Source organism: Variovorax sp. dw_954 (assembly GCF_018449755.1).
Taxonomy (GTDB): domain Bacteria; phylum Pseudomonadota; class Gammaproteobacteria; order Burkholderiales; family Burkholderiaceae_C; genus Variovorax.
The window spans coordinates 46,343-64,381 of the sequence record NZ_JAAVVD010000004.1 but is presented as its reverse complement, the minus strand read 5'-3'; the positions used below and the strand labels follow the sequence as shown (position 1 = coordinate 64,381).

The window sequence follows — 18,039 nt, the reverse complement described above, 5'->3', positions numbered from 1 at the left end:
CCCATGTTCAGCGGATTGACGGGCAAGAGTGTGATCGTGACGGGCGGCGCCACGCTGCTGGGCGCCGGTGTCGTGCGCGCGTTCCAGCAGGCCGGCGCGAAAGTCATGGTGGCCGACATCGACGCGGAAGGCGGCAAGGCCGTGGCGGCCAGCGTGCCGGGCGGCGTGGTGTTCCGCCACACGGACATCACGGACGACGCGCAGGTGCAGGCCTGCGTGGACGAAGCGGTGCAGCTGCATGGCGGCGTCGACATCCTGGTCAACCTGGCCTGCTCCTATGTCGACGACGGCATCAACGCTTCGCGCGCCGACTGGCAGACCTCGTTCAACGTCAACGTGGCCAGCGCGGTGATGATGCTCAAGGCGGTGCGGCCGCACATGAACAAGGCGGGCAAGGGCGCGGTGGTCAACTTCACCAGCATCTCGTCCAAGTGCGCACAGACCGGCCGCTGGCTCTATCCGGTGAGCAAGGCCGCGATGGTGCAGCTCACCCGCAACATGGCGATGGACCTGGCCACCGAAGGCATCCGCGTGAACAGCGTGTCGCCCGGCTGGACCTGGTCGGCCATCATGAACCAGCTCACCAACGGCGACCGCGCCAAGACCGACCGCGTGGCCGCGCCCTTCCACATGCTGCGCCGCGTGGGCGACCCGCAGGAGGTGGCCAACGTGGTGCTGTTCCTCTGCTCGGACCTGGCCAGCTTCGTGACCGGCGCCGACTATGCGGTCGACGGTGGCTATTCGGCGATGGGGCCGGAGTCCCATGAGCCCGCCATCCCCAAGCTGATGTCCTGAATCCCAGGAACCCCGCTTCTCAATCCCTGCTGGAGAAATCGCATGCGCAAGATCATGATCGTCGGTGCCGGCCAGTCCGGACTTCAACTCGGGCTCGGCCTGCTGGCCGCGGGCTACGAGGTATCGCTCGTCACCAACCGCACGGGCGAGGACATCCGCACCGGCAAGGTGATGTCCAGCCAGTGCATGTTCCACACCTCGCTGCAGATCGAGCGGGACCTCGGCCTCAATCAGTGGGAGCGCGAATGCCCGACCGTCGACGGCATCTCGCTCGTCGTGCCCAACCCGGAGCAGAAGGGCGCCAAGCTCATCGACTGGGGTGCGCGCCTGCGCTCGCCCGCGCAGTCGGTGGACCAGCGCGTGAAGATCCCCGGCTGGATGGACGCCTTCAGGAAGGCCGGCGGCGAGCTCATCGTCAAGGACGCGGGCGTCGATGACCTCGAGACCTATGCGAAGAGCCACGACCTCGTCATCGTCTCCAGCGGCAAGGGTGAGATATCGAAGCTGTTCGAGCGCGACGCCGCCAAGTCCACCTTCGACAAGCCGCAGCGCGCGCTGGCCCTCACCTACGTGACCGGCATGCGCCCACGCGAGCCCTTCTCCGCCGTGTGCTTCAACCTGATCCCGACGGTGGGCGAGTACTTCGTGTTCCCCGCGCTGACCACCACCGGGCCGTGCGAGATCATGGTGTTCGAAGGCATCCCCGGCGGCCCGATGGATTGCTGGGCCGACGTGAAGACCCCCGAGGAGCACCTGGCCAAGAGCAAGTGGATCCTCGACACCTTCCTGCCGTGGGAAGCCGAGCGCTGCAAGGACATCCAGCTCACCGACGACAACGGCATCCTGGCCGGCCGCTTTCCGCCGACGGTGCGCAAGCCCGTGGCCACGCTGCCCTCGGGCAGGAAGATCATGGGCATGGCCGACGTGGTGGTGCTGAACGACCCGATCACCGGCCAGGGGTCGAACAACGCGGCCAAGTGCGCCGACGTGTACCTGAAGAGCATCGTCGAGCATGGCGACAAGCCGGTGGACCACGTCTGGATGCAGCACACCTTCGACCGCTACTGGTACGGCTATTCGCAGTGGGTCACGCAGTGGACCAACATGCTGCTGCTGCCGCCACCGCCGCACGTGCTCAACCTGCTCGGCGCCGCTGGCGCCATTCCGCCGCTGGCCACCGCCATCGTCAACGGCTTCGACGACCCGCGCACCTTCTTCCCGTGGTTTGCCGACCCGGCCGAGTCGGAGCGCTTCATCGGCCAGTGGGCGGCTGCCGCGTAGAGGCCGGCGGCAGCAGCGGACATGAAGCGCATCGCCATCATCGGCGCCGGCCAGTCCGGCATGCAACTCGCGCTGGGCCTGCTGGGTGCGGGACATGAAGTCACGGTCGTCTCCAACCGCAGCGCGCAGGAGATCCGCCTGGGGCCGGTGATGTCGAGCCAGTGCATGTTCGAGACCGCGCTGCAGGCCGAGCGCGAACTCGGCCTCGACTGGTGGAACGACGACTGCCCGCCGGTCGAGGGCATCGGGCTCGCGGTGCCCGCGCCCGGCGGCGGCAAGGCCATCGACTGGGCTGCGCCGCTCGACAGCCCCGCGAAGTCCGTCGACCAACGCCTCAAGGTCCCGGCGTGGATGGCCGAGTTCGAGCAGCGCGGCGGTGAACTGGTCATCCAGGAGGCCGGCATCGCCGACATCGAGGCCTACGGCCAGACGCACGACCTCGTCATCGTGGCCAGCGGCAAGGGCGAGATCAGCGGGCTGTTCGAACGCGACGCCGCGAAGTCGCTCTTCGACAAGCCGCAGCGTGCGCTCGCGCTCACCTACGTCAGAGGCATGAAGCCCGCGCAGCCGTACCCGCGCGTGTGCTTCAACCTGATTCCCGGCGTGGGCGAATACTTCGTCTTCCCGGCGCTGACCACCACCGGCCCCTGCGAGATCATGGTGTTCGAGGGCGTGCCCGGCGGCCCCATGGATTGCTGGGACGACGTCAGGACACCGCAAGAGCACCTCGCGAAGAGCAAGTGGATCCTCGACACCTTCCTGCCCTGGGAGGCCGAGCGCTGCAAGGACATCGCGCTGACCGACGACAACGGCATCCTCACCGGCCGCTTCACGCCCACCGTGCGCAAGCCCGTCGCCAGGCTGCCCTCGGGGCGCTGCGTGCTCGGCATGGCCGACACGCTGGTGCTGAACGACCCGATCACCGGCCAGGGCTCGAACAATGCCGCCAAGTGCGCGGACATCTACCTCAAGAGCATCCTCGACCACGAAGGCGATTCCTTCAACACCGAGTGGATGCAGCAGACTTTCGACCGCTACTGGAAGGGCTATGCCGCCTGGGCGACGGAGTGGACCAACAGCCTCCTTGGCGCGCCGCCCCCGCACGTGCTCAAGCTGCTGCAAAGCGCCGCCAGCGCGCCCGCGGTGGCGAGCACCATCGTCAACGGCTTCGACGATCCGCGCATCTTCCATCCCTGGTGGTTCGATGCGCTGGAGGCAGACCGCTTCCTGGACACCAAGGCAAGGGAAGCGGCGGGCGACCGCTTCGACCGGCGCGACTTCCGCAGGGCGCTCGGCCAGTTCGCCACCGGCGTGACCGTCATCACGAGCCGTGCCATCGACGGCCGGCGCATCGGCATGACAGCCAACTCCTTCTCGTCGGTGTCGATGGACCCGCCGCTGGTGCTGTGGAGCCTGGCGAAGGAAGCGGCCAGCCTGCCCGACTTCACCAGCGGCAGCCACTTCGCGATCAACGTGCTGGCCGCGAACCAGCACCACCTGTCGCGCCAGTTCTCCACCGCGCTGCCCGACAAGTTCAGCGGCGTGGACTGCTGCGAAGGCATCGGCGGTGTGCCGCTGCTCAACGGCGCCATCGCCCGCTTCGTCTGCCGCAACGTCAAGCAGTACGAGGGCGGCGACCACCTGATCTTCATCGGCGAAGTCGAGCACTACGAGCGCTTCGACGGCGAGCCGCTGGTTTTTCACTCCGGGTTCTATCGGGTGGCCACGCGGCACCCGGAACTCCCACAATGAGCCCCTCTCAAGTCGATGTGGCTTTGCCATCTCGACTTGACCCCCTCGGGGGGGCGGGCTGGGCAAGGCCCGGCCCCGGGGGGCTTTCAATCGACATCAACCTGGAAGGATTTCAGATGGCTGGACAGTGGATCAACGTTGACGCCGCGGACGGCAGCGGCAGCTTTCGTGCATACCTCGCCGTGCCCCCGGCCGGCAAGGGACCGGGCCTGGTGCTGGCGCAGGAAATCTTCGGCGTGAATTCGACGATGCAGGAGGCTGCCGATTCCTATGCCGCCGAGGGCTACACCGTGCTGGTGCCGGACCTGTTCTGGCGCCAGGAGCCGGGCGTGGAACTGGGCTACACCGAGGCCGACTGGCAACGCGCCTTCGGCTACTACAAGGGCTTCGACGAAGCCAAGGGCGTGGAAGACATCCAGGCGGCGCTGGATGCCTTGCGCAAGCGGCCGGAAACGCTGCCCGGCAAGACCGCCACGCTCGGCTACTGCCTCGGCGGCAAGCTGGCCTACCTGGCTGGCTGCCGCACCGATGTCGACCTCGCCGTGGGCTACTACGGCGTCGGCATCGAGAGCGCGCTCGGCGAGGCCGACAAGATCCGCGGCAAGCTGGTGCTGCACATCGCCGAGAAGGACCAGTTCTGCCCGCCCGAAGCGCAGGCGGCGATCAAGAAGGCGCTGGCCGGGCGCGAGCGGATCGAGGTGTTCTCGTACCCCGGCGTCGACCATGCGTTCGCGCGTGTGGGCGGCGACCACTTCGACGAGGCTGCCGCGACGCTGGCGAACCAGCGCACCCGTGATGCGTTGCGGGCGGCGATAGGGCCGCAATAGCGCCGGCCTCCATGGACCTGAAGCAGCTTCAGCTCCTGGTGGACCTGGTCGAAGCGGGCAGCCTGAGCAAGGTCTGCGCCGCGCGGGGCATCGCCCAGTCGGCGTTGAGCAAGCAGATCGCGGCGCTGGAGCGCGACTTCGACGCCAAGCTCTTCCATCGCACGGGCCGCGGTCTGGTGTTGACGGAATTCGGGCAGGCGATCATGCCGCGCGTCGGCAGCATCCTGTCCGAGGCGGATGCGCTCAGGGACGAGATCCGCGCGCATGCCGGGGTGCCCAGCGGCCCCGTTCGCCTGGCCATGCAGACCTCGATCACGCAGTTCGTCGTCGGTGCGCTGTTCCAGCGGGTGCTCAGGGACTATCCGCAAGTCGAGCTGAGGTTGATGGAGGGCTTTTCTGGAAGCATCGAGGAGTGGCTGGCCAACGGCCGAGCCGACGTCGGCGTGCTCGCCCGCTACGAGGGAGTCCATGCCGCCAGGACCGACGAAGCGCTGAACACCGCCGGTCTCTACCTGGTTGCACCGGCGGGCGACCTGCTCACCGCACAACCGCAGATCAAGTTCGCCGACCTGGCAAACCTGCCCTTGGTGCTGCCCGGCATCCCCGACGGGCTGCGCCTGATGCTGGCCGAGACGGCCAGGAAATTCGAGGTTCCGATCCACGTGGCCGTGGAAGTCGACTCCCTCACGGCCATGAAGGAGATCGTGGCCGGCGGCTCCGGCTACACGATCCTGACCCGGCAAGCCGTGCATTTCGAGCTGGCGCAGAAGCGCCTGCAGGTGTCCCAGATCGTGGAGCCCGCCCTCACGCGCACGCTGGTGCTTTCCACCAGCGTGCACCGGCCGATGACGCTGGCCAGCAGGGCCGTGGCTTCGCTCATTCGCGAAATCGGCCGGGAGCTGAAACAGGACTGACGCCGGCGAAGCGCGCCACCCGCGCCGCATGGAGCCGGTGCAAGCGCAGCGAAGCATGTTCGTGGGCACCCGTGGAACCCGCTTTGCCGAGCCGCCGGGTGCGCCCCGTTGAGGGGGAGGCGCCGCCGGCGCATTCGGGGGTGGGTTGATTTCACGCCGCTTCGCTCATCTCCGGCTGTGCATGGTCGTGCGCATGCGCCGAGCGCTTGAGCAGGTCCAGCGCGACGTCCACGATCATGTCCTCCTGCCCGCCCACCATCTTGCGTGCGCCCAACTCAACCAGGATGTCCACCGTCTTCAGCCGGTACTTCTTGGCGGCCGCCTCCGCGTGGCGCAGGAAGCTCGAGTACACGCCCGCATAACCGAGCGCCAGGGTCTCGCGGTCGACCCGCACCGGGCGATCCTGCAGCGGCCGCACCAGGTCGTCCGCCGCGTCCATCAGCCGGTAGAGGTCCGTTCCGTGATGCCAGCCCTGGCGCTCGGCCGCGGCGATGAACACTTCCAGCGGCGCGTTGCCGGCACCCGCGCCCATGCCGGCCAGGCTTGCATCGATGCGGTCGCAGCCTTCCTCGACCGCCACGATGGAGTTCGCCACGCCGAGGCTCAGGTTGTGATGGGCATGGATGCCGGTCTGCGTCGAGGGCTTGAGTACTTCCTTGAAGGCGCGGAAGCGGTCCCGCACGTCGCCCATGCCCAGCGCGCCGCCGGAATCGACCACGTACACGCAGGTCGCCCCGTAGCTTTCCATCAGCAGCGCCTGCTCGGCCAGCTTCTTCGGCGTGGTCATGTGGCTCATCATCAGGAAGCCCACCGGGTCCATGCCGAGTTCGCGTGCGTATTCCAGGTGCTGGCGCGAGACGTCCGCCTCGGTGCAGTGCGTGGCCACGCGCACGATGCGCGCGCCGGCGTCGTAGGCATTGCGCAGGTCGTGCGTGGTGCCGATGCCCGGCAGCAGCAGCGTCGCCACCTTCGCCGTCTTGACCGTCTCGGCCACCGCCGCGATCCATTCCACATCCGTGTGGGCACCGAAGCCGTAGTTGAAGCTGGAGCCTTCGAGCCCGTCGCCATGCGCGACCTCGATGCTGTCGACGCCGGCGGCATCGAGCGCCGCCGAGATCGCCTTGACGTGCGCGATGCTGTACTGGTGGCGGATCGCGTGGCTGCCGTCGCGCAGCGTCACGTCGCTGATGTAGAGCTTCTTGCCGGGATTCATGTTGTCTCCTTCAGGCCGCGGGCGATGCCGCTGGCGATGCGTCGTTGGGCCATCATGTCGCCGCAGGCCAGCGCGGCCGAGGTCATGATGTCGAGGTTGCCGGCATACGACGGCAGGTAGTGCGCGGCGCCCTCGACCTCCAGGTAGACCGAGGTCTTGAGGCCGTGGCGCGGCCCGAGCCTGGGCACGTTCAACGGATGCTCGGGCGCGATGACGTCGAACTGCACGCGCTGCTTCAGCCGGTAGCCCGGCACGTAGGCCTTCACGGCCGCCACCATCTTCTCGATGCTGGCTTCCACCAGCGCCTGGTCGGCCAGCTCGGACAGCACGAACACCGAGTCCCGCATGATCAGCGGCGGCTCCGCCGGGTTCAGCACGATGATCGCCTTGCCGCGTTCGGCCCCGCCGAGCTTCTCGATGGCCGCCTTCGTCGTCTCGGTGAACTCGTCGATGTTGGCCCGCGTGCCAGGCCCCGCGCTCTTGCTGGAGATCGATGCCACGATCTCCGCGTAGTGCACCTTCGCCACGCGCGAGACGGCCGCCACCATCGGGATGGTCGCCTGGCCTCCGCAGGTGACCATGTTCATGTTGCTCGCGTTCTCGGCCTCGAGGTTGATGGCCGGGATCACATACGGGCCGATGGCCGCCGGCGTGAGGTCGATCACCTGCACGCCGTGCGCCTGCAGCAGCGCGTTGTGGTGCTTGTGGGCGCTCGCGGAGGTGGCATCGAACACGATGTCGATGTCCTCGAAGACATCGAGGCGCAGCAGGCCCTCGATGCCTTCGGCCGTCGTCGCGATGCCGAGGCGCTCGGCCCGCGCGAGGCCATCGGACTTGGGGTCGACGCCGACCATCGCACCCATCTCGAGGTGCTGGCTGTTGCGCATGACCTTGATCATCAGGTCGGTGCCGATGTTGCCCGGGCCGATGATCGCGACCTTGAGCTTGTGTGGAGGCATGGTTGGTTCCTAACAAATGAATGATTGGGGCGTGAAGCTGGCGTGGCTTCAGGCGGCGAATGCAGGCAGCGAATTCAGTGGCGAGTTCAAGCCACGCGTTCAGGCGGCGAACTGGGTGGTGACGCTGCCAAGACCACCGATGGTGGTGACCACCGAGTCGCCCGGCGCCACCGCGACCATCGGCCCCAACGCCCCGCTCATGATCACGTCGCCTTCCTTGAGCGGCCTTCCGACTTCGACCATCTTCCTGGCGAGCCACAGCGCGGCGTTCAGCGGATGGCCCAGGCACGCGGCGCCGGCGCCGACCGAGACCACATCGCCGCGCCGCTCCATGACCATGCCGCACAGCCGCAGGTCGACCTGGTCGAGCTTGCGCGGCTCGGTTCCGAGCGCATAGAGGCCGGATGACGCGTTGTCCGCGATCGTGTCGAGCAGGCGGATGTCCCAGTTCTGGATGCGGCTGCCGACGATCTCGACGGCAGGCAGCACGTAGGCCACGGCGGACATCAGCCGGGACAGCGTCAGCCCTTCGTCCGAGAGGTCGCGCTTCAGGACGATGGCCACCTCGGCTTCCACCTTCGGCTGCATCACGCGGCCGAGGGCCACTTCCTCGCCGGCATCCAGTTCCATGTCCGCGAACAGCATGCCGAAGTCGGGCGCGTCGACGCCCAACTGCAACTGCACGGACTTGGACGTGAGTCCGATCTTGCGCCCGACCAGCCGCCGACCCTGGCCCAGGTGGAACAGGGTGTTGGCTTCCTGGATCTGGTAGGCCGCATCGGCGCCACCGTCTTTCAGTTCATCGCGGATGGGCGGTATGGCAATGCCGGTCTGGGCCGCGACCCGGAGGCGGGTGGCGATGTCGGCGATCGACGGAGGCATGGTGGTCATGTGCTATCGCTTTCTTTTCAGGAGGAGGCCAGCGCTGCCGAGGCGAGCGCTGGCTGCAAGGCAGAGGGGTTGCAGAACACGGCGGTCCAGGGCTTGACCAGCACCTGCGCGAACACGCCGCCGGTGAAGAAGGGGTCCTGGCCGATCAGGTGCATGGCGGCGGCTTCGTCCGCTGCCTCGTAGACGAACAGGGCACCGCTGCCGTCGGCGAATGGGCCGGCCAGCACGAGCTCACCCTGGGCCAGCAGGCTGGCGAGATAGGCGCGGTGTCGGGGCCGCAGTTCGGCCACCGTTGCCGCATCCGGGGCGTAGGTGATCCAGCAGGAAAACTTCATGGGAGTCCTTTGAAATGGAGAAGAGCGATCAGCCGAGGAAGCCGATGGAGAACCACGGGAAGACGGCGATCAGGATGGTTCCGGCGAGCAGCGCGAGCATGTAGCCGGCGATCGGCTTGATGCCTTCGCTGGGACTCACGCGGCTGATCGCGCAAGCCGCGTAGTAGCCCACGCCGAAGGGCGGTGCAAAGAGGCCGATGCCCATCGACAGCACCACCACCATCGCGTACTGCACTTCGTGGATGCCCAACTGCTTGGCGATGGGGAACAGCAGCGGCCCGAACAGCACGATCGCCGGAATCCCTTCGAGCACGCTGCCGAGCACGATGAAGGCGACGATCGAGACCGCGAGGAAGCCCGCGGCGCCGCCCGGCAGGTGCGTCATGACTTCCGCCAGTTGCCGCGAGAACCCGGACTGCGTCAGCGCCCATGCCATGCCGGTCGCCGCGCCGATGATGAGCAGGATGGCGCCCGACAACGAAGCCGTCTCCACCAGCGCCGGACCGACCCGGCGCCAGTCGAACTTGCGATAGATGACCAAGCCCACGATCACCGAGTAGACGATGCCGATGGTCGACACCTCGGTCGCCGTCGCCACGCCCTCGATGACCGCGGCCCGGATCACGAAAGGCAATGCCAGCGCCGGGGCGGCGATGACCAGCGTCTTGCCGATGACGCGCCATGCCGCCTTGCGATCGACCGCGTGCGAGCCCGACCGGTAGCGCCACCACACCACGGCGCTGAGCATGATCGCGAGCACGACGCCGGGGACCAGGCCGCCGGTGAACAAGTCCGCGATCGAGATGCCGGTGACCGAGCCGATGGTGATCAGCACCAGGCTGGGCGGAATGGTCTCGGTCTGCGCGCCGGAGGCGGACAGCAGGGCCACCATGTCGCCCTCCTTGGCGCCCCTGCGCTTCATCTCCGGAAACAGCACGGGGGCGACCGCGGCCATGTCGGCGGCCTTCGATCCCGAGATGCCCGACACCAGATACATCGCGGCGATCAGCACGTATGACAGGCCGCCCTTGATGTGCCCCAGCAGGCTGGCCAGGAAGTCGACCATCGCCTTGGCCATGGCGGTCATCTCGATCAGCAGGCCCAGGAACACGAACATCGGGACCGACAGCAGGATCAGGTGGGACATTCCCTCGTCCATGCGCCCGATCACCACGCCGACCGGCGTCGAGGTCGTCAGGCCGATGTAGCCCAGCGTCGCCAACCCGAATGCGAACGCGATCGGCACGCCGGAGAACACCAGCAAGCCGACGACACCCACGAAGAAGATCAGCAGGTTCAGGTTGCCCAGGCTCGCCAGCATCGGCTGCACGGCCAGGAACGCGCCGACCAGCACGGCAACGGCCAGGACCACCAGCGCCGCCTGCTTGCGGTTGGCAAAGCTGGCCAGCCGCAGCAAGGCCATCGCCATGATCAGCACGACGCCGACCGGGATGGCCGCCGCACGCCAGACGTTCGAGATGTCCATCGCCGGCAGGGTCACCATCATCTCGTCCACCGCGAACTCGTAGGCCGGATGCGCGATCAGCACCAGATAGGCCAGCGCCGCCACCACCGCGAACAGGTCCAGGCGGGACCGGGTGCCTGGCGAGGCCTTGTCCACGAAGGCCGTCATCCGCATGTGGCTGCCGCGCCGGAACGCGACGGCGGCGCCGAACATGGCCAGCCACAGGAACAGCAGGGAGGCCAGCTCGTCGGCCCAGATGATGGGCGTGTGGAACAGGTAGCGACTCGTGACGCCGGCGAACAGCACGCAGATCTCCGCCAGCACGAGCAGCGCCGCCGGGATCTCGGTGAGATGGCCGAGGAACTTCTCGCACCGGGCGAGCCACGCCGGACTCGACGCGGTGGAAGCGTCCTGGCCCGGGAGCTCCGGGATGGGCGCAACGATGGCCTGCGGTTGGCTGTGCATGGAGCCTCCTGGATGTAACGTGGACCGGACGATGGCCGCGGTGTTCATTGGTGCCCCGGCAGGCCGAGAACGTTCGCGCCGATGGCGGGATCGACGAAGCGCTCGTACTTCTCCGGGTGCAGCAGCACGGTGATCTCCGAGGAGCCGGTACCGACCGTCAGGCCGAGCAGATGCCCGCCGCTGGCCATGAAGCTGCCGTCGGTGACCAGGCCGTGCGCGTGGATGGAAGGCTTGCCCTCTTTCCACGCGATGGTGCCGGTGAGGTTGGCAACCTCCACGTTGTTGAAGGTCTTGGGATCGAAGGCCTTGCGGCTGAAGTCGTAGAAGCCGAACGTCGCTTCGCGCATGAAGCCGATGCCGACGAAGCTGGCGCTCGGTATCCGCTCCACCACGGCCAGCCGCTCGAGGTTCGCGATGACGTCGTCGCCGTTGCGCAGGACCATCAGGTAGCCCGTCGGCGTCCTGACGTACTTGCCCTTGAGGTCCTGGGCCTGTGCTTCGCGTGCAGGGAGGGCGGTGGCCACCAGCGCAGCCAGGGCTGCGGCGAGGCCGAGGAGTCGGATCGGTTTCATGTGCATGTCTCGTTTCTGTGGGATGGCGCAGGCACCCGCCGACGGGGTGCCGGAGGCACCACGTCAACGAACGGCTTGCTGAAGTTGGATCAGGACAGGTTGCCCGCGTACTTCTCGAGCGTGGCCCAGGCTTCGGGGCCGAACTTCTTCTTCCAGTCGGCATAGAAACCCGACTTCTTCAGTTCTTCGCGGAAGGGCGCGAGGTCCGGCGTGTTGAAGGTCATGCCCTTGCTCTTAAGCTCATCGCCCAGCCGCACGTTGAGCGCCCGGATCGCCTGGCGCTGGCGCAGGGCCTGCGCGTCGAAGGTGGTGGACGCCAGCTGGCGCAGGTCTTCCGGCAGCGCGTTCCACTTGCGCAGGTTGGCGACCAGCCAGAAGCCATCCCACACATGCGAGGTCAGCGAGCAGAACTTCTGCACTTCGTACAGCTTGGCCGTGTCGACGATGGTCAGCGGGTTCTCCTGGCCGTCGACGATCTTGGTCTGCAGCGCGGTGTAGACCTCCGCCATGTTGATGCCCGCGGGGGCGGCGCCGAACGCCTTGAACAGGGACGTGAGCGCCGGGCTGAGGGGCACGCGCAGCTTGAACCCGGCGAGGTCCTGCGGCGTCTTGATCTGCCGGCCGCTGCTGGTCACCTGGCGGAAGCCGTGGTCCCAGATCCGGGCCTGGGGCAGCAGGCCGGCCTTGGCGAAACCCGACCGGATTTGCGCGCCCAACTCGCCATCCATGGCCTTGAAGACGGTGTCGTAGTCGGGGAAGGCAAAGCCCACGCCGCTGATCGAAGCGCCGGGGATCAGCGTGCCCCAGATGAGGCCGGCCGTGCTCACGAAATCGATGGCGCCCGAGCGGACCTGGGAAATCATGTCGGTGTCGCTGCCCAACTGGCTGTTCGGGAACACCTCGATCGAGAGCCGCCCCTTGGACTCGCGCAGGATCGTGGCGCAGGCCTCCTGCAATCCGGCCGTCGTCGGGTGCGACGGGGCCAGGGCGATGCCGAGCTTGTACGAGAACTCTGCGCCTGCGGCGTTGGCCGTGGACGGTTTCAGCAGCAGCGAGGGCGCGAGCGCCGCGGCGCCGAGCGCGGCGAACTGCCGGAACGACTGGCGCCTCGCATGAGAGGTCGGGCCTCCGTGTGCCACCGTGTCCGAGGCAGGTGCGGTGAAGGGCGCTGGGTTGGTATTTGTCTGGGTCACGGTGTTGTCTCTGTCGGTTCGTTATCGGGGTTGTCGGCTGCGCATCGGCAAGGACCGGCAGGCTGTCTACTTGCGGGCCAGGTGCGCCGCGAAGGAGCGGGCGCCGGCCCAGTTCTGCACCAGCGTCAGCTTGCGGCGCAGGAAGAGGCCTTCCGCCACGCGTTCCGCGAACGCTTCATAGGTCTTCGTCGGGTCGTCGATCTCGAAGACGAAATAGACCTTGGCCTCTTCGTTGGAAAGCCAGGGGCCTGCGAGGAGCTTGAGGTCCTCCGGCAGGTTGTGCGGCTTGACGCCTTCGCGCAGCTTGCCGAGGAAATCGGTCACGCCCTTCATGACCGGCGGACTCATGTCCTTCAGCCACACTTCATTGAAAAAAACCGGCATTGAATTTCTCCTTGGAATTCGGGGGAAAGAACTAGATCGCGTTGACGCGGTCGGAATAGGCTTTCATGCCTTCCCAGCTGGAAAGCAGCGTGAGCTTGCGATGCGAAAAAAGACCGCTGACGACCCGCTCCGCATAGGCGTCGAACATGTCCGACGGGTCGTTGATCTCGAAGACGAACATCACCTTGGTCTCCTCAGCCGAGAGCCACGGGCCCGCCACCATCCGCAGATCGTTGGGCAGGTTGTCGGGCTTGGAGCCGACGCTCAGGTTGCCGAAAAACTCGACGGCTTCCGCCATGACCGAGGGCGTCATGTCGCCCAACCAGACTTCATTCAGAAACAACGGCATTGGATGTCCTCATTCATGTTGATGGCGGCTGGCGAATCGGGCCTTGCCGCTGCAACTTCGACCTATTCGAAATTGACAAGCCAAGCTTAGAAACAGCGCGCCGCGCGAGGAAGCGTCAAACGGAGATATCAGCCATTCCGCGAGTGCCAAGGGATGGTGGGAAAACACCAATGGACTTGGGCGGGTGCTCGACAGGGCCGTCGGCTCCCCGCTGTTGCGTGATAGCGGCCACATCTGCCCTTGCGCACGGCAGGGCAGGGGACCGTGGCTTCGGGTCAATGCGCATCTTGAAATACGCATTATTTGAGAAAAAGTAATGCGGATACTAAAATACACCAAATGACAGACGCAGACCAGATTCTTGAGCTTGCCAAGCGTCGGCGCATGCTGCGCGCCGCCGACGTTCGGGAGCACGGTTGGTCACCCCAGCAGTTGATCAGCCTGCATCAGGCCGGCAAATTGCAACGCGTTGCCCGCGGCGTCTACAGCCTGCTGGATGTCGAAATCACCGAGCACCAGACGCTCATGGAAGTTTGTGCGCGCGTGCCGAAAGCCGTGGTTTGCCTGCTGTCCGCACTGCAGTTTCACGAGATCGGCACGCAGGCGCCTCATCAGGTCTGGATCGCGCTGCCCGAAGGGACGCAAGCACCGGCGCTGGGCTATCCGTCACTGCGCATCGCGCGCCTGCGAGGGGACGCCTACACGGAGGGCGTCCTGACCGTGTTGGAGCATGGCGCGCCGATTCGCGTCTACAGCGCCGCCAAGACGGTGACGGACTGCTTCAAGTTTCGCAACAAGATCGGGCTCGACGTGGCAATGGAAGCACTGAAGGACGCATGGCGTGAACGCAAGGTCGACATGACCGGGATTGCGCACTTCGCCAAGATCAATCGGGTCGAAAGAGTCATGCAGCCTTACCTCGAGGCCATCGTCGCATGAGCAAAGGCCTGCCTGTGTCCATCCTGGCGCGCCTGCTGACGCTGGCGAAGGAGCGGGGGGACGACTACAACCTGCTGTTGAACCGGTTCGCGCTGGAACGCCTGTTGTTCCGCATCAGCACCTCCGCGCATGCGAATCGGTTCCTTCTCAAGGGAGCGCTGCTGTTTGCGCTCTGGTACGACGAACCGCATCGCCCGACCCGCGATGCGGACCTGCTTGGCTTTGGTCCCGCCGACGCCGAGAGCCTCACCGCCGTCTTCCGCGATCTCGCGGCGATGGTCGAGGATGACGGAATCGTTTTCGATCCCCGTTCGGTGCGCGCCCAGGTCATTCGCGAAGACAACGCCTACGGCGGCATGCGCATCACCTTGCAGGCGAGGCTTGGTTCGGCGCGCTGTGGATTGCAAATCGACGTAGGCTTCGGCGACGCCGTGACGCCTGCGGCGCAAGCGGTTGCGTTCCCGACATTGCTGGACGGTTTCGACGCGCCAGTGCTCCGCGCCTATCCGGTCTACACCGTCATTGCCGAGAAGTACCAGGCCATGGTGATGCTGGGGCAGGCCAACACGCGCCTGAAGGACTTCTACGATCTGGCGGTGATCGCCCGGCGCACGGAATTGGACCTCGCCACGTTGAGTGACGCCATCGCGGCAACCTTTGCGCGGCGCTCGACGGCATTGCCGACAACGAAGCCGCTTGCGCTGACAACGGTGTTCAGTGATGACCCCGTCAAAGAGCGCCAATGGCTGGCCTTCCTGACCAAGAACCGCTTGACCTCGGGTTCGCTGGGCGACGTAGTCAATCTGCTCGGCCGATTGCTCTGGCTCCCAACAGAGGCGGCCGCCAAGAAGGCGGACAAGGGCGCCCAGGAATGGATTCCATTGCTCGCGACCTGGACGGACTGAGCAGCGCAAGCTTGCGTGCCCAGGCCACGCGCCCCGTCAACCGCGCCCCGTCAACCCCGCACCGCCGCCGCTTCCGCCTCGATCCACGCGGCCACCCGCTGCACCTGTTCGCGCGGCTTGGCTTCGGCGCGGATCAGCCAATAGGCAATCGGCGTCTCCGCCTTGTCGGGCGGCGCGGCCACGGCGATGAGTTGGCCGTTGTCGATCAATGGCCGCACCAGTTCGAACCTGGCCAGCGCAATCCCCTGGCCGGCGAGCGCCGCGTGAATGACCTGGTCGTACTGGTTGAAGCGGAGCACCCCGCGCGGCCTGGCCTGTTGCCATCCCCGCTCGCGCAGCCAGGGCCGCCATTGCAGCCATGGGCGCGAGTCGTCGAACTCGAGCAAGTGCACCTGGCGCAGCGCATCCGGCCCTTGCAACGACCGGAGGCCCAGCGACGGATGCGCCACCGGCACCACCCGCTCGCCGAACAGCCAGACGGCGCCCGCCGGCGCCACGCTGCGCGGGCAGTAGCGCAACGCGAGGTCGACCTGGCCGAGCGTCATGTCGACCACCTCGTTGGTCGCGGACAGGCGCACCTCGATGCCGGGATGCGCCTGCTGCAAGCGGCCCAGCCGCGGCAGCAGCCAGAGGCCCGAGATGCCGATGCTGGCGGAGATGGTCACGGCCTGCTGCTGCGCGCTGTCGCGCCGGATCTCGCCGAGCACGTCCTGCAACTGCTGCACCGCACCGTCGGCGCTGCGGAACAGGCGCTCACCCGCCGCAGTGAACTGCACGCCGCGGCTCTTGCGCTCCAGCAGCGTGACGCCGAGTTGTTCTTCGAGCGCGCGCACCTGCCGGCTCACCGCCGATTGCGTCAGGCACAGGTCGTCCGCCGCCTGCGTGATGCTCATGCGACGGCCGACTGCGACAAAGCCCCGGATCAGGTCGAGCGAGGAAAGCCGGACGAGCGGAACGGACATGCGTGGCAGTCTAGCCAGCGATAGCCGGCCCCGCACGCCTCATTGCATGCGGCCTCCCGCATCGATCACCACGCGGCACTCCGGCATGCCGGCCAGCAGCGCCTTCTGGCCGGGCTGCACGCAATGGAAGTCGCCAGCGACCAGGATCACGTCATCGCGTTGCCCCTCGATCGTGATCCATGCCGTGCCCGACTGGCAGATCACGCACACGGTTTCGCGGAGCGGTTCGATCCTGCGCGGCTGCCGGTAGACGACGGTGAGAACGTCGTGCGGAAGGTCGTTCGGTTTCATGGTGCGTGCCTCCTCATCGGCAGAACGAAACGAGTTCCACGAGCGCAACGGCGCGCGATGGTTCGAGCCACAGGCGCAGCGCGATGCATGCAATGACAACGGCGGCCAGCACGGCCGCGCCGCCGAGCGCCAGCCCGCGTCTCGTTGTTGTCGTCGAGGTCTTCATGCCATCACCCCTGCGGGAACGACGCCACGCGCCACTTGCCGATCGTCGATGGGCCAATGCAGCGCCGCGGCCAGCAAGCCGAGTGCGATCGAGCCGACCCAGATCAGGTCATAGGACTTCGTCACGTCGAAGACGTGGGCCGCCAGCCAGACGCCGAGGAACGAGCCGACCTGATGACCGAAGAAGACAAGGCCGAACAGCGTCGCGATGTACCGCACGCCGAACACCTGCGCGATGAGCCCGCTCGTCAGCGGCACCGTGCCCAGCCAGAGCAGGCCCATCACCGCGCAGAAGACATAGAGGCTGGCGGCACTCAGCGGCAGCAGGAAGAACGCCGCCATCGCTGTCGAGCGCGCCAGGTAGATGCCCGACAGCAGGTACTTGCGGCGGTAGAAGTCCCCGAGGTAGCCGCAGGCGAAGGTGCCCACCGTGTTGGCCAGCGCGATGATCGCCAGCCCCGCCACCGCGTCGCTCGCGCGCAGCCCCCGGCCCAGCAGGTAGGCCGGCAGGTGCGTGCCGATGAAGGCCAGCTGGAATCCGCAGGCGACGAAGCCCGCGTTCAGCAACCAGAAGCCCGGGTGCTGCAAGGCTTCCTGCACCGCTTCGCGGATCGACTGCACGCGGACGGGCGCTGCCGATGCGGGTGATGAAGTCGAAGCCCTGTCGTCCAGGGCCAAGGCCAGCGGACCGAGCAAGCCGATCGCCAGGCCCAGCACCACCAGCGCAGCGGCCCACCCCAGCCAGTGCTGGAGCCCCTGGGTCACCGGCACCATGACGAACTGCCCCAGTCCACCCACCGCGCCGGTGATGCCCAGCGCCCAGCTTCGCCGGGACGGCTCGGCGATGCGGCTGATGGCGCCGTACACCGTGCCGAAGGCCGTGCACGACAGCGCGACGCCGATGAGCAAGCCCGCGCTCAGCGTGAGTTGCGTGGGCGTGACGGAGAGCGACATCAGGACCAGGCCGACCAGATACAGCAGCGTCCCCAGCGCGATGACCCGCACCGAGCCGAAGCGGTCGGCCAGCATGCCCGTGAACGGTTGTGCGACGCCCCAAACCAGGTTCTGGAGCGCGATCGCCACGCCGAAGGATTCGCGCGACCAGCCGCGGTCCAGGGTCATGGGGACGAGGAACAGGCCCTGCACGTGGCGCGCGCCGAGCGCGGCGCCCATGATCGAGCCGCCACAGATGACTGCCCAGAGGATGTTGCCGGGACCGCCTTTGCTGGCGTGGCGCATATGGAGTTCCTTTCGATTTCGCGGCGCCGTCGGCGTCCCGCGTATCGACGATTGAACCCAGGCCGGGCCGGTCGTGGCCCGACTTCTTTGCAGGGCTGCCATGAGGGTCTGGACTGCCAGGTTTCCTCAACGGCGCCTATATC

19 protein-coding genes and 2 pseudogenes are annotated in these 18,039 nt (G+C 66.9%); 8 read left to right on the top strand and 13 right to left on the bottom strand.

Going from position 1 to position 18,039, the window contains the following annotated elements; translation table 11 throughout:
• Nucleotides 1-3 precede the first annotated feature (3 nt).
• The 6 genes and pseudogenes from HB681_RS08595 (at nt 4) to HB681_RS08575 (ending at nt 5,569) form a co-directional block, all read left to right on the top strand.
• Nucleotides 4-795, top strand: a complete 792-nt coding sequence (locus tag HB681_RS08595) for an SDR family oxidoreductase (RefSeq protein ID WP_213954385.1) — start codon at nt 4-6, stop codon at nt 793-795.
• A 42-nt stretch (nt 796-837) separates the two neighbouring features.
• Entirely contained in the window at nt 838-2,076 is a 1,239-nt protein-coding gene (locus tag HB681_RS08590) for a styrene monooxygenase/indole monooxygenase family protein (RefSeq protein ID WP_213954384.1), read from the top strand.
• A gap of 21 nt (nt 2,077-2,097) precedes the next feature.
• Nucleotides 2,098-3,330: pseudogene (locus HB681_RS38705) on the top strand (styrene monooxygenase/indole monooxygenase family protein); the annotation flags it as partial.
• Entirely contained in the window at nt 3,304-3,828 is a 525-nt protein-coding gene (locus HB681_RS37995; RefSeq protein WP_256734887.1) for a flavin reductase family protein, read from the top strand. The pseudogene HB681_RS38705 and the gene HB681_RS37995, both read left to right, overlap by 27 nt.
• A 116-nt stretch (nt 3,829-3,944) precedes the next feature.
• Nucleotides 3,945-4,649, top strand: a pseudogene (locus HB681_RS08580) (dienelactone hydrolase family protein); the annotation flags it as partial.
• Nucleotides 4,650-4,666: 17 nt separating this feature from the next.
• Nucleotides 4,667-5,569, top strand: a complete 903-nt coding sequence (locus HB681_RS08575; RefSeq protein WP_213954381.1) for a LysR substrate-binding domain-containing protein — start codon at nt 4,667-4,669, stop codon at nt 5,567-5,569.
• 151 nt (nt 5,570-5,720) lie between these two features.
• Here HB681_RS08575 and dmpG read toward each other — a convergent pair whose 3' ends face one another.
• The 9 genes from dmpG to HB681_RS08530 all read right to left on the bottom strand — a co-directional run bounded on the left by dmpG (nt 5,721) and on the right by HB681_RS08530 (nt 13,395).
• Nucleotides 5,721-6,782 (bottom strand): 4-hydroxy-2-oxovalerate aldolase, encoded by a 1,062-nt coding sequence (gene dmpG, locus HB681_RS08570; protein ID WP_213954380.1) that lies wholly within the window; start codon nt 6,780-6,782, stop codon nt 5,721-5,723.
• Nucleotides 6,779-7,741 (bottom strand): acetaldehyde dehydrogenase (acetylating), encoded by a 963-nt coding sequence (locus HB681_RS08565; protein ID WP_213954379.1) that lies wholly within the window; start codon nt 7,739-7,741, stop codon nt 6,779-6,781. The genes dmpG and HB681_RS08565 overlap by 4 nt, the downstream gene beginning before the upstream one ends.
• Nucleotides 7,742-7,840: 99 nt before the next feature.
• Nucleotides 7,841-8,632, bottom strand: a complete 792-nt coding sequence (locus HB681_RS08560; protein ID WP_213954378.1) for a fumarylacetoacetate hydrolase family protein — start codon at nt 8,630-8,632, stop codon at nt 7,841-7,843.
• Nucleotides 8,633-8,649: 17 nt separating this feature from the next.
• Entirely contained in the window at nt 8,650-8,967 is a 318-nt protein-coding gene (locus tag HB681_RS08555; protein WP_213954377.1) for a YciI family protein, read from the bottom strand.
• 28 nt (nt 8,968-8,995) lie between these two features.
• Nucleotides 8,996-10,897 (bottom strand): TRAP transporter large permease subunit, encoded by a 1,902-nt coding sequence (locus HB681_RS08550; protein ID WP_213954376.1) that lies wholly within the window; start codon nt 10,895-10,897, stop codon nt 8,996-8,998.
• Between the two features lie 44 nt (nt 10,898-10,941).
• On the bottom strand, nt 10,942-11,469 hold the full coding sequence (locus HB681_RS08545) for a PPC domain-containing DNA-binding protein (protein ID WP_213954375.1): 528 nt from the start codon (nt 11,467-11,469) through the stop codon (nt 10,942-10,944).
• An 89-nt stretch (nt 11,470-11,558) separates the two neighbouring features.
• Nucleotides 11,559-12,608 carry a DctP family TRAP transporter solute-binding subunit gene (locus HB681_RS08540; protein WP_213954651.1) on the bottom strand — a complete coding sequence of 350 codons (1,050 nt, stop codon included), beginning with the start codon at nt 12,606-12,608 and terminating at the stop codon, nt 11,559-11,561.
• 120 nt (nt 12,609-12,728) lie between these two features.
• The gene (locus HB681_RS08535) at nt 12,729-13,046 is read right to left on the bottom strand and encodes a hypothetical protein (RefSeq protein WP_213954374.1); all 318 of its coding nucleotides are present in this window, start codon (nt 13,044-13,046) and stop codon (nt 12,729-12,731) included.
• Between the two features lie 31 nt (nt 13,047-13,077).
• On the bottom strand, nt 13,078-13,395 hold the full coding sequence (locus HB681_RS08530) for a hypothetical protein (RefSeq protein ID WP_213954373.1): 318 nt from the start codon (nt 13,393-13,395) through the stop codon (nt 13,078-13,080).
• A gap of 339 nt (nt 13,396-13,734) precedes the next feature.
• Here HB681_RS08530 and HB681_RS08525 point away from each other — a divergent pair, with 339 nt between their 5' ends.
• Together HB681_RS08525 and HB681_RS08520 are read left to right on the top strand one after the other, a co-directional pair.
• On the top strand, nt 13,735-14,334 hold the full coding sequence (locus tag HB681_RS08525) for a type IV toxin-antitoxin system AbiEi family antitoxin domain-containing protein (protein ID WP_213954372.1): 600 nt from the start codon (nt 13,735-13,737) through the stop codon (nt 14,332-14,334).
• Complete coding sequence (locus tag HB681_RS08520; protein ID WP_213954371.1) at nt 14,331-15,239, top strand: nucleotidyl transferase AbiEii/AbiGii toxin family protein; 909 nt, start codon at nt 14,331-14,333, stop codon at nt 15,237-15,239. The genes HB681_RS08525 and HB681_RS08520 overlap by 4 nt, the downstream gene beginning before the upstream one ends.
• A 50-nt stretch (nt 15,240-15,289) precedes the next feature.
• Here HB681_RS08520 and HB681_RS08515 read toward each other — a convergent pair whose 3' ends face one another.
• The 4 genes from HB681_RS08515 to HB681_RS08500 are packed head-to-tail and all read right to left on the bottom strand — an operon-like array spanning nt 15,290 to nt 17,896.
• Entirely contained in the window at nt 15,290-16,201 is a 912-nt protein-coding gene (locus HB681_RS08515) for a LysR substrate-binding domain-containing protein (protein ID WP_213954370.1), read from the bottom strand.
• A gap of 39 nt (nt 16,202-16,240) precedes the next feature.
• On the bottom strand, nt 16,241-16,492 hold the full coding sequence (locus HB681_RS08510; protein ID WP_213954369.1) for a DUF2917 domain-containing protein: 252 nt from the start codon (nt 16,490-16,492) through the stop codon (nt 16,241-16,243).
• 13 nt (nt 16,493-16,505) lie between these two features.
• Nucleotides 16,506-16,658: a hypothetical protein gene (locus tag HB681_RS08505; RefSeq protein WP_213954368.1), complete on the bottom strand. Its 153-nt coding sequence runs from the start codon at nt 16,656-16,658 to the stop codon at nt 16,506-16,508.
• Nucleotides 16,655-17,896, bottom strand: a complete 1,242-nt coding sequence (locus tag HB681_RS08500; protein WP_213954367.1) for an MFS transporter — start codon at nt 17,894-17,896, stop codon at nt 16,655-16,657. Before HB681_RS08500 ends, HB681_RS08505 begins: the two co-directional genes overlap by 4 nt.
• Between the last annotated feature and the right edge of the window lie 143 nt (nt 17,897-18,039).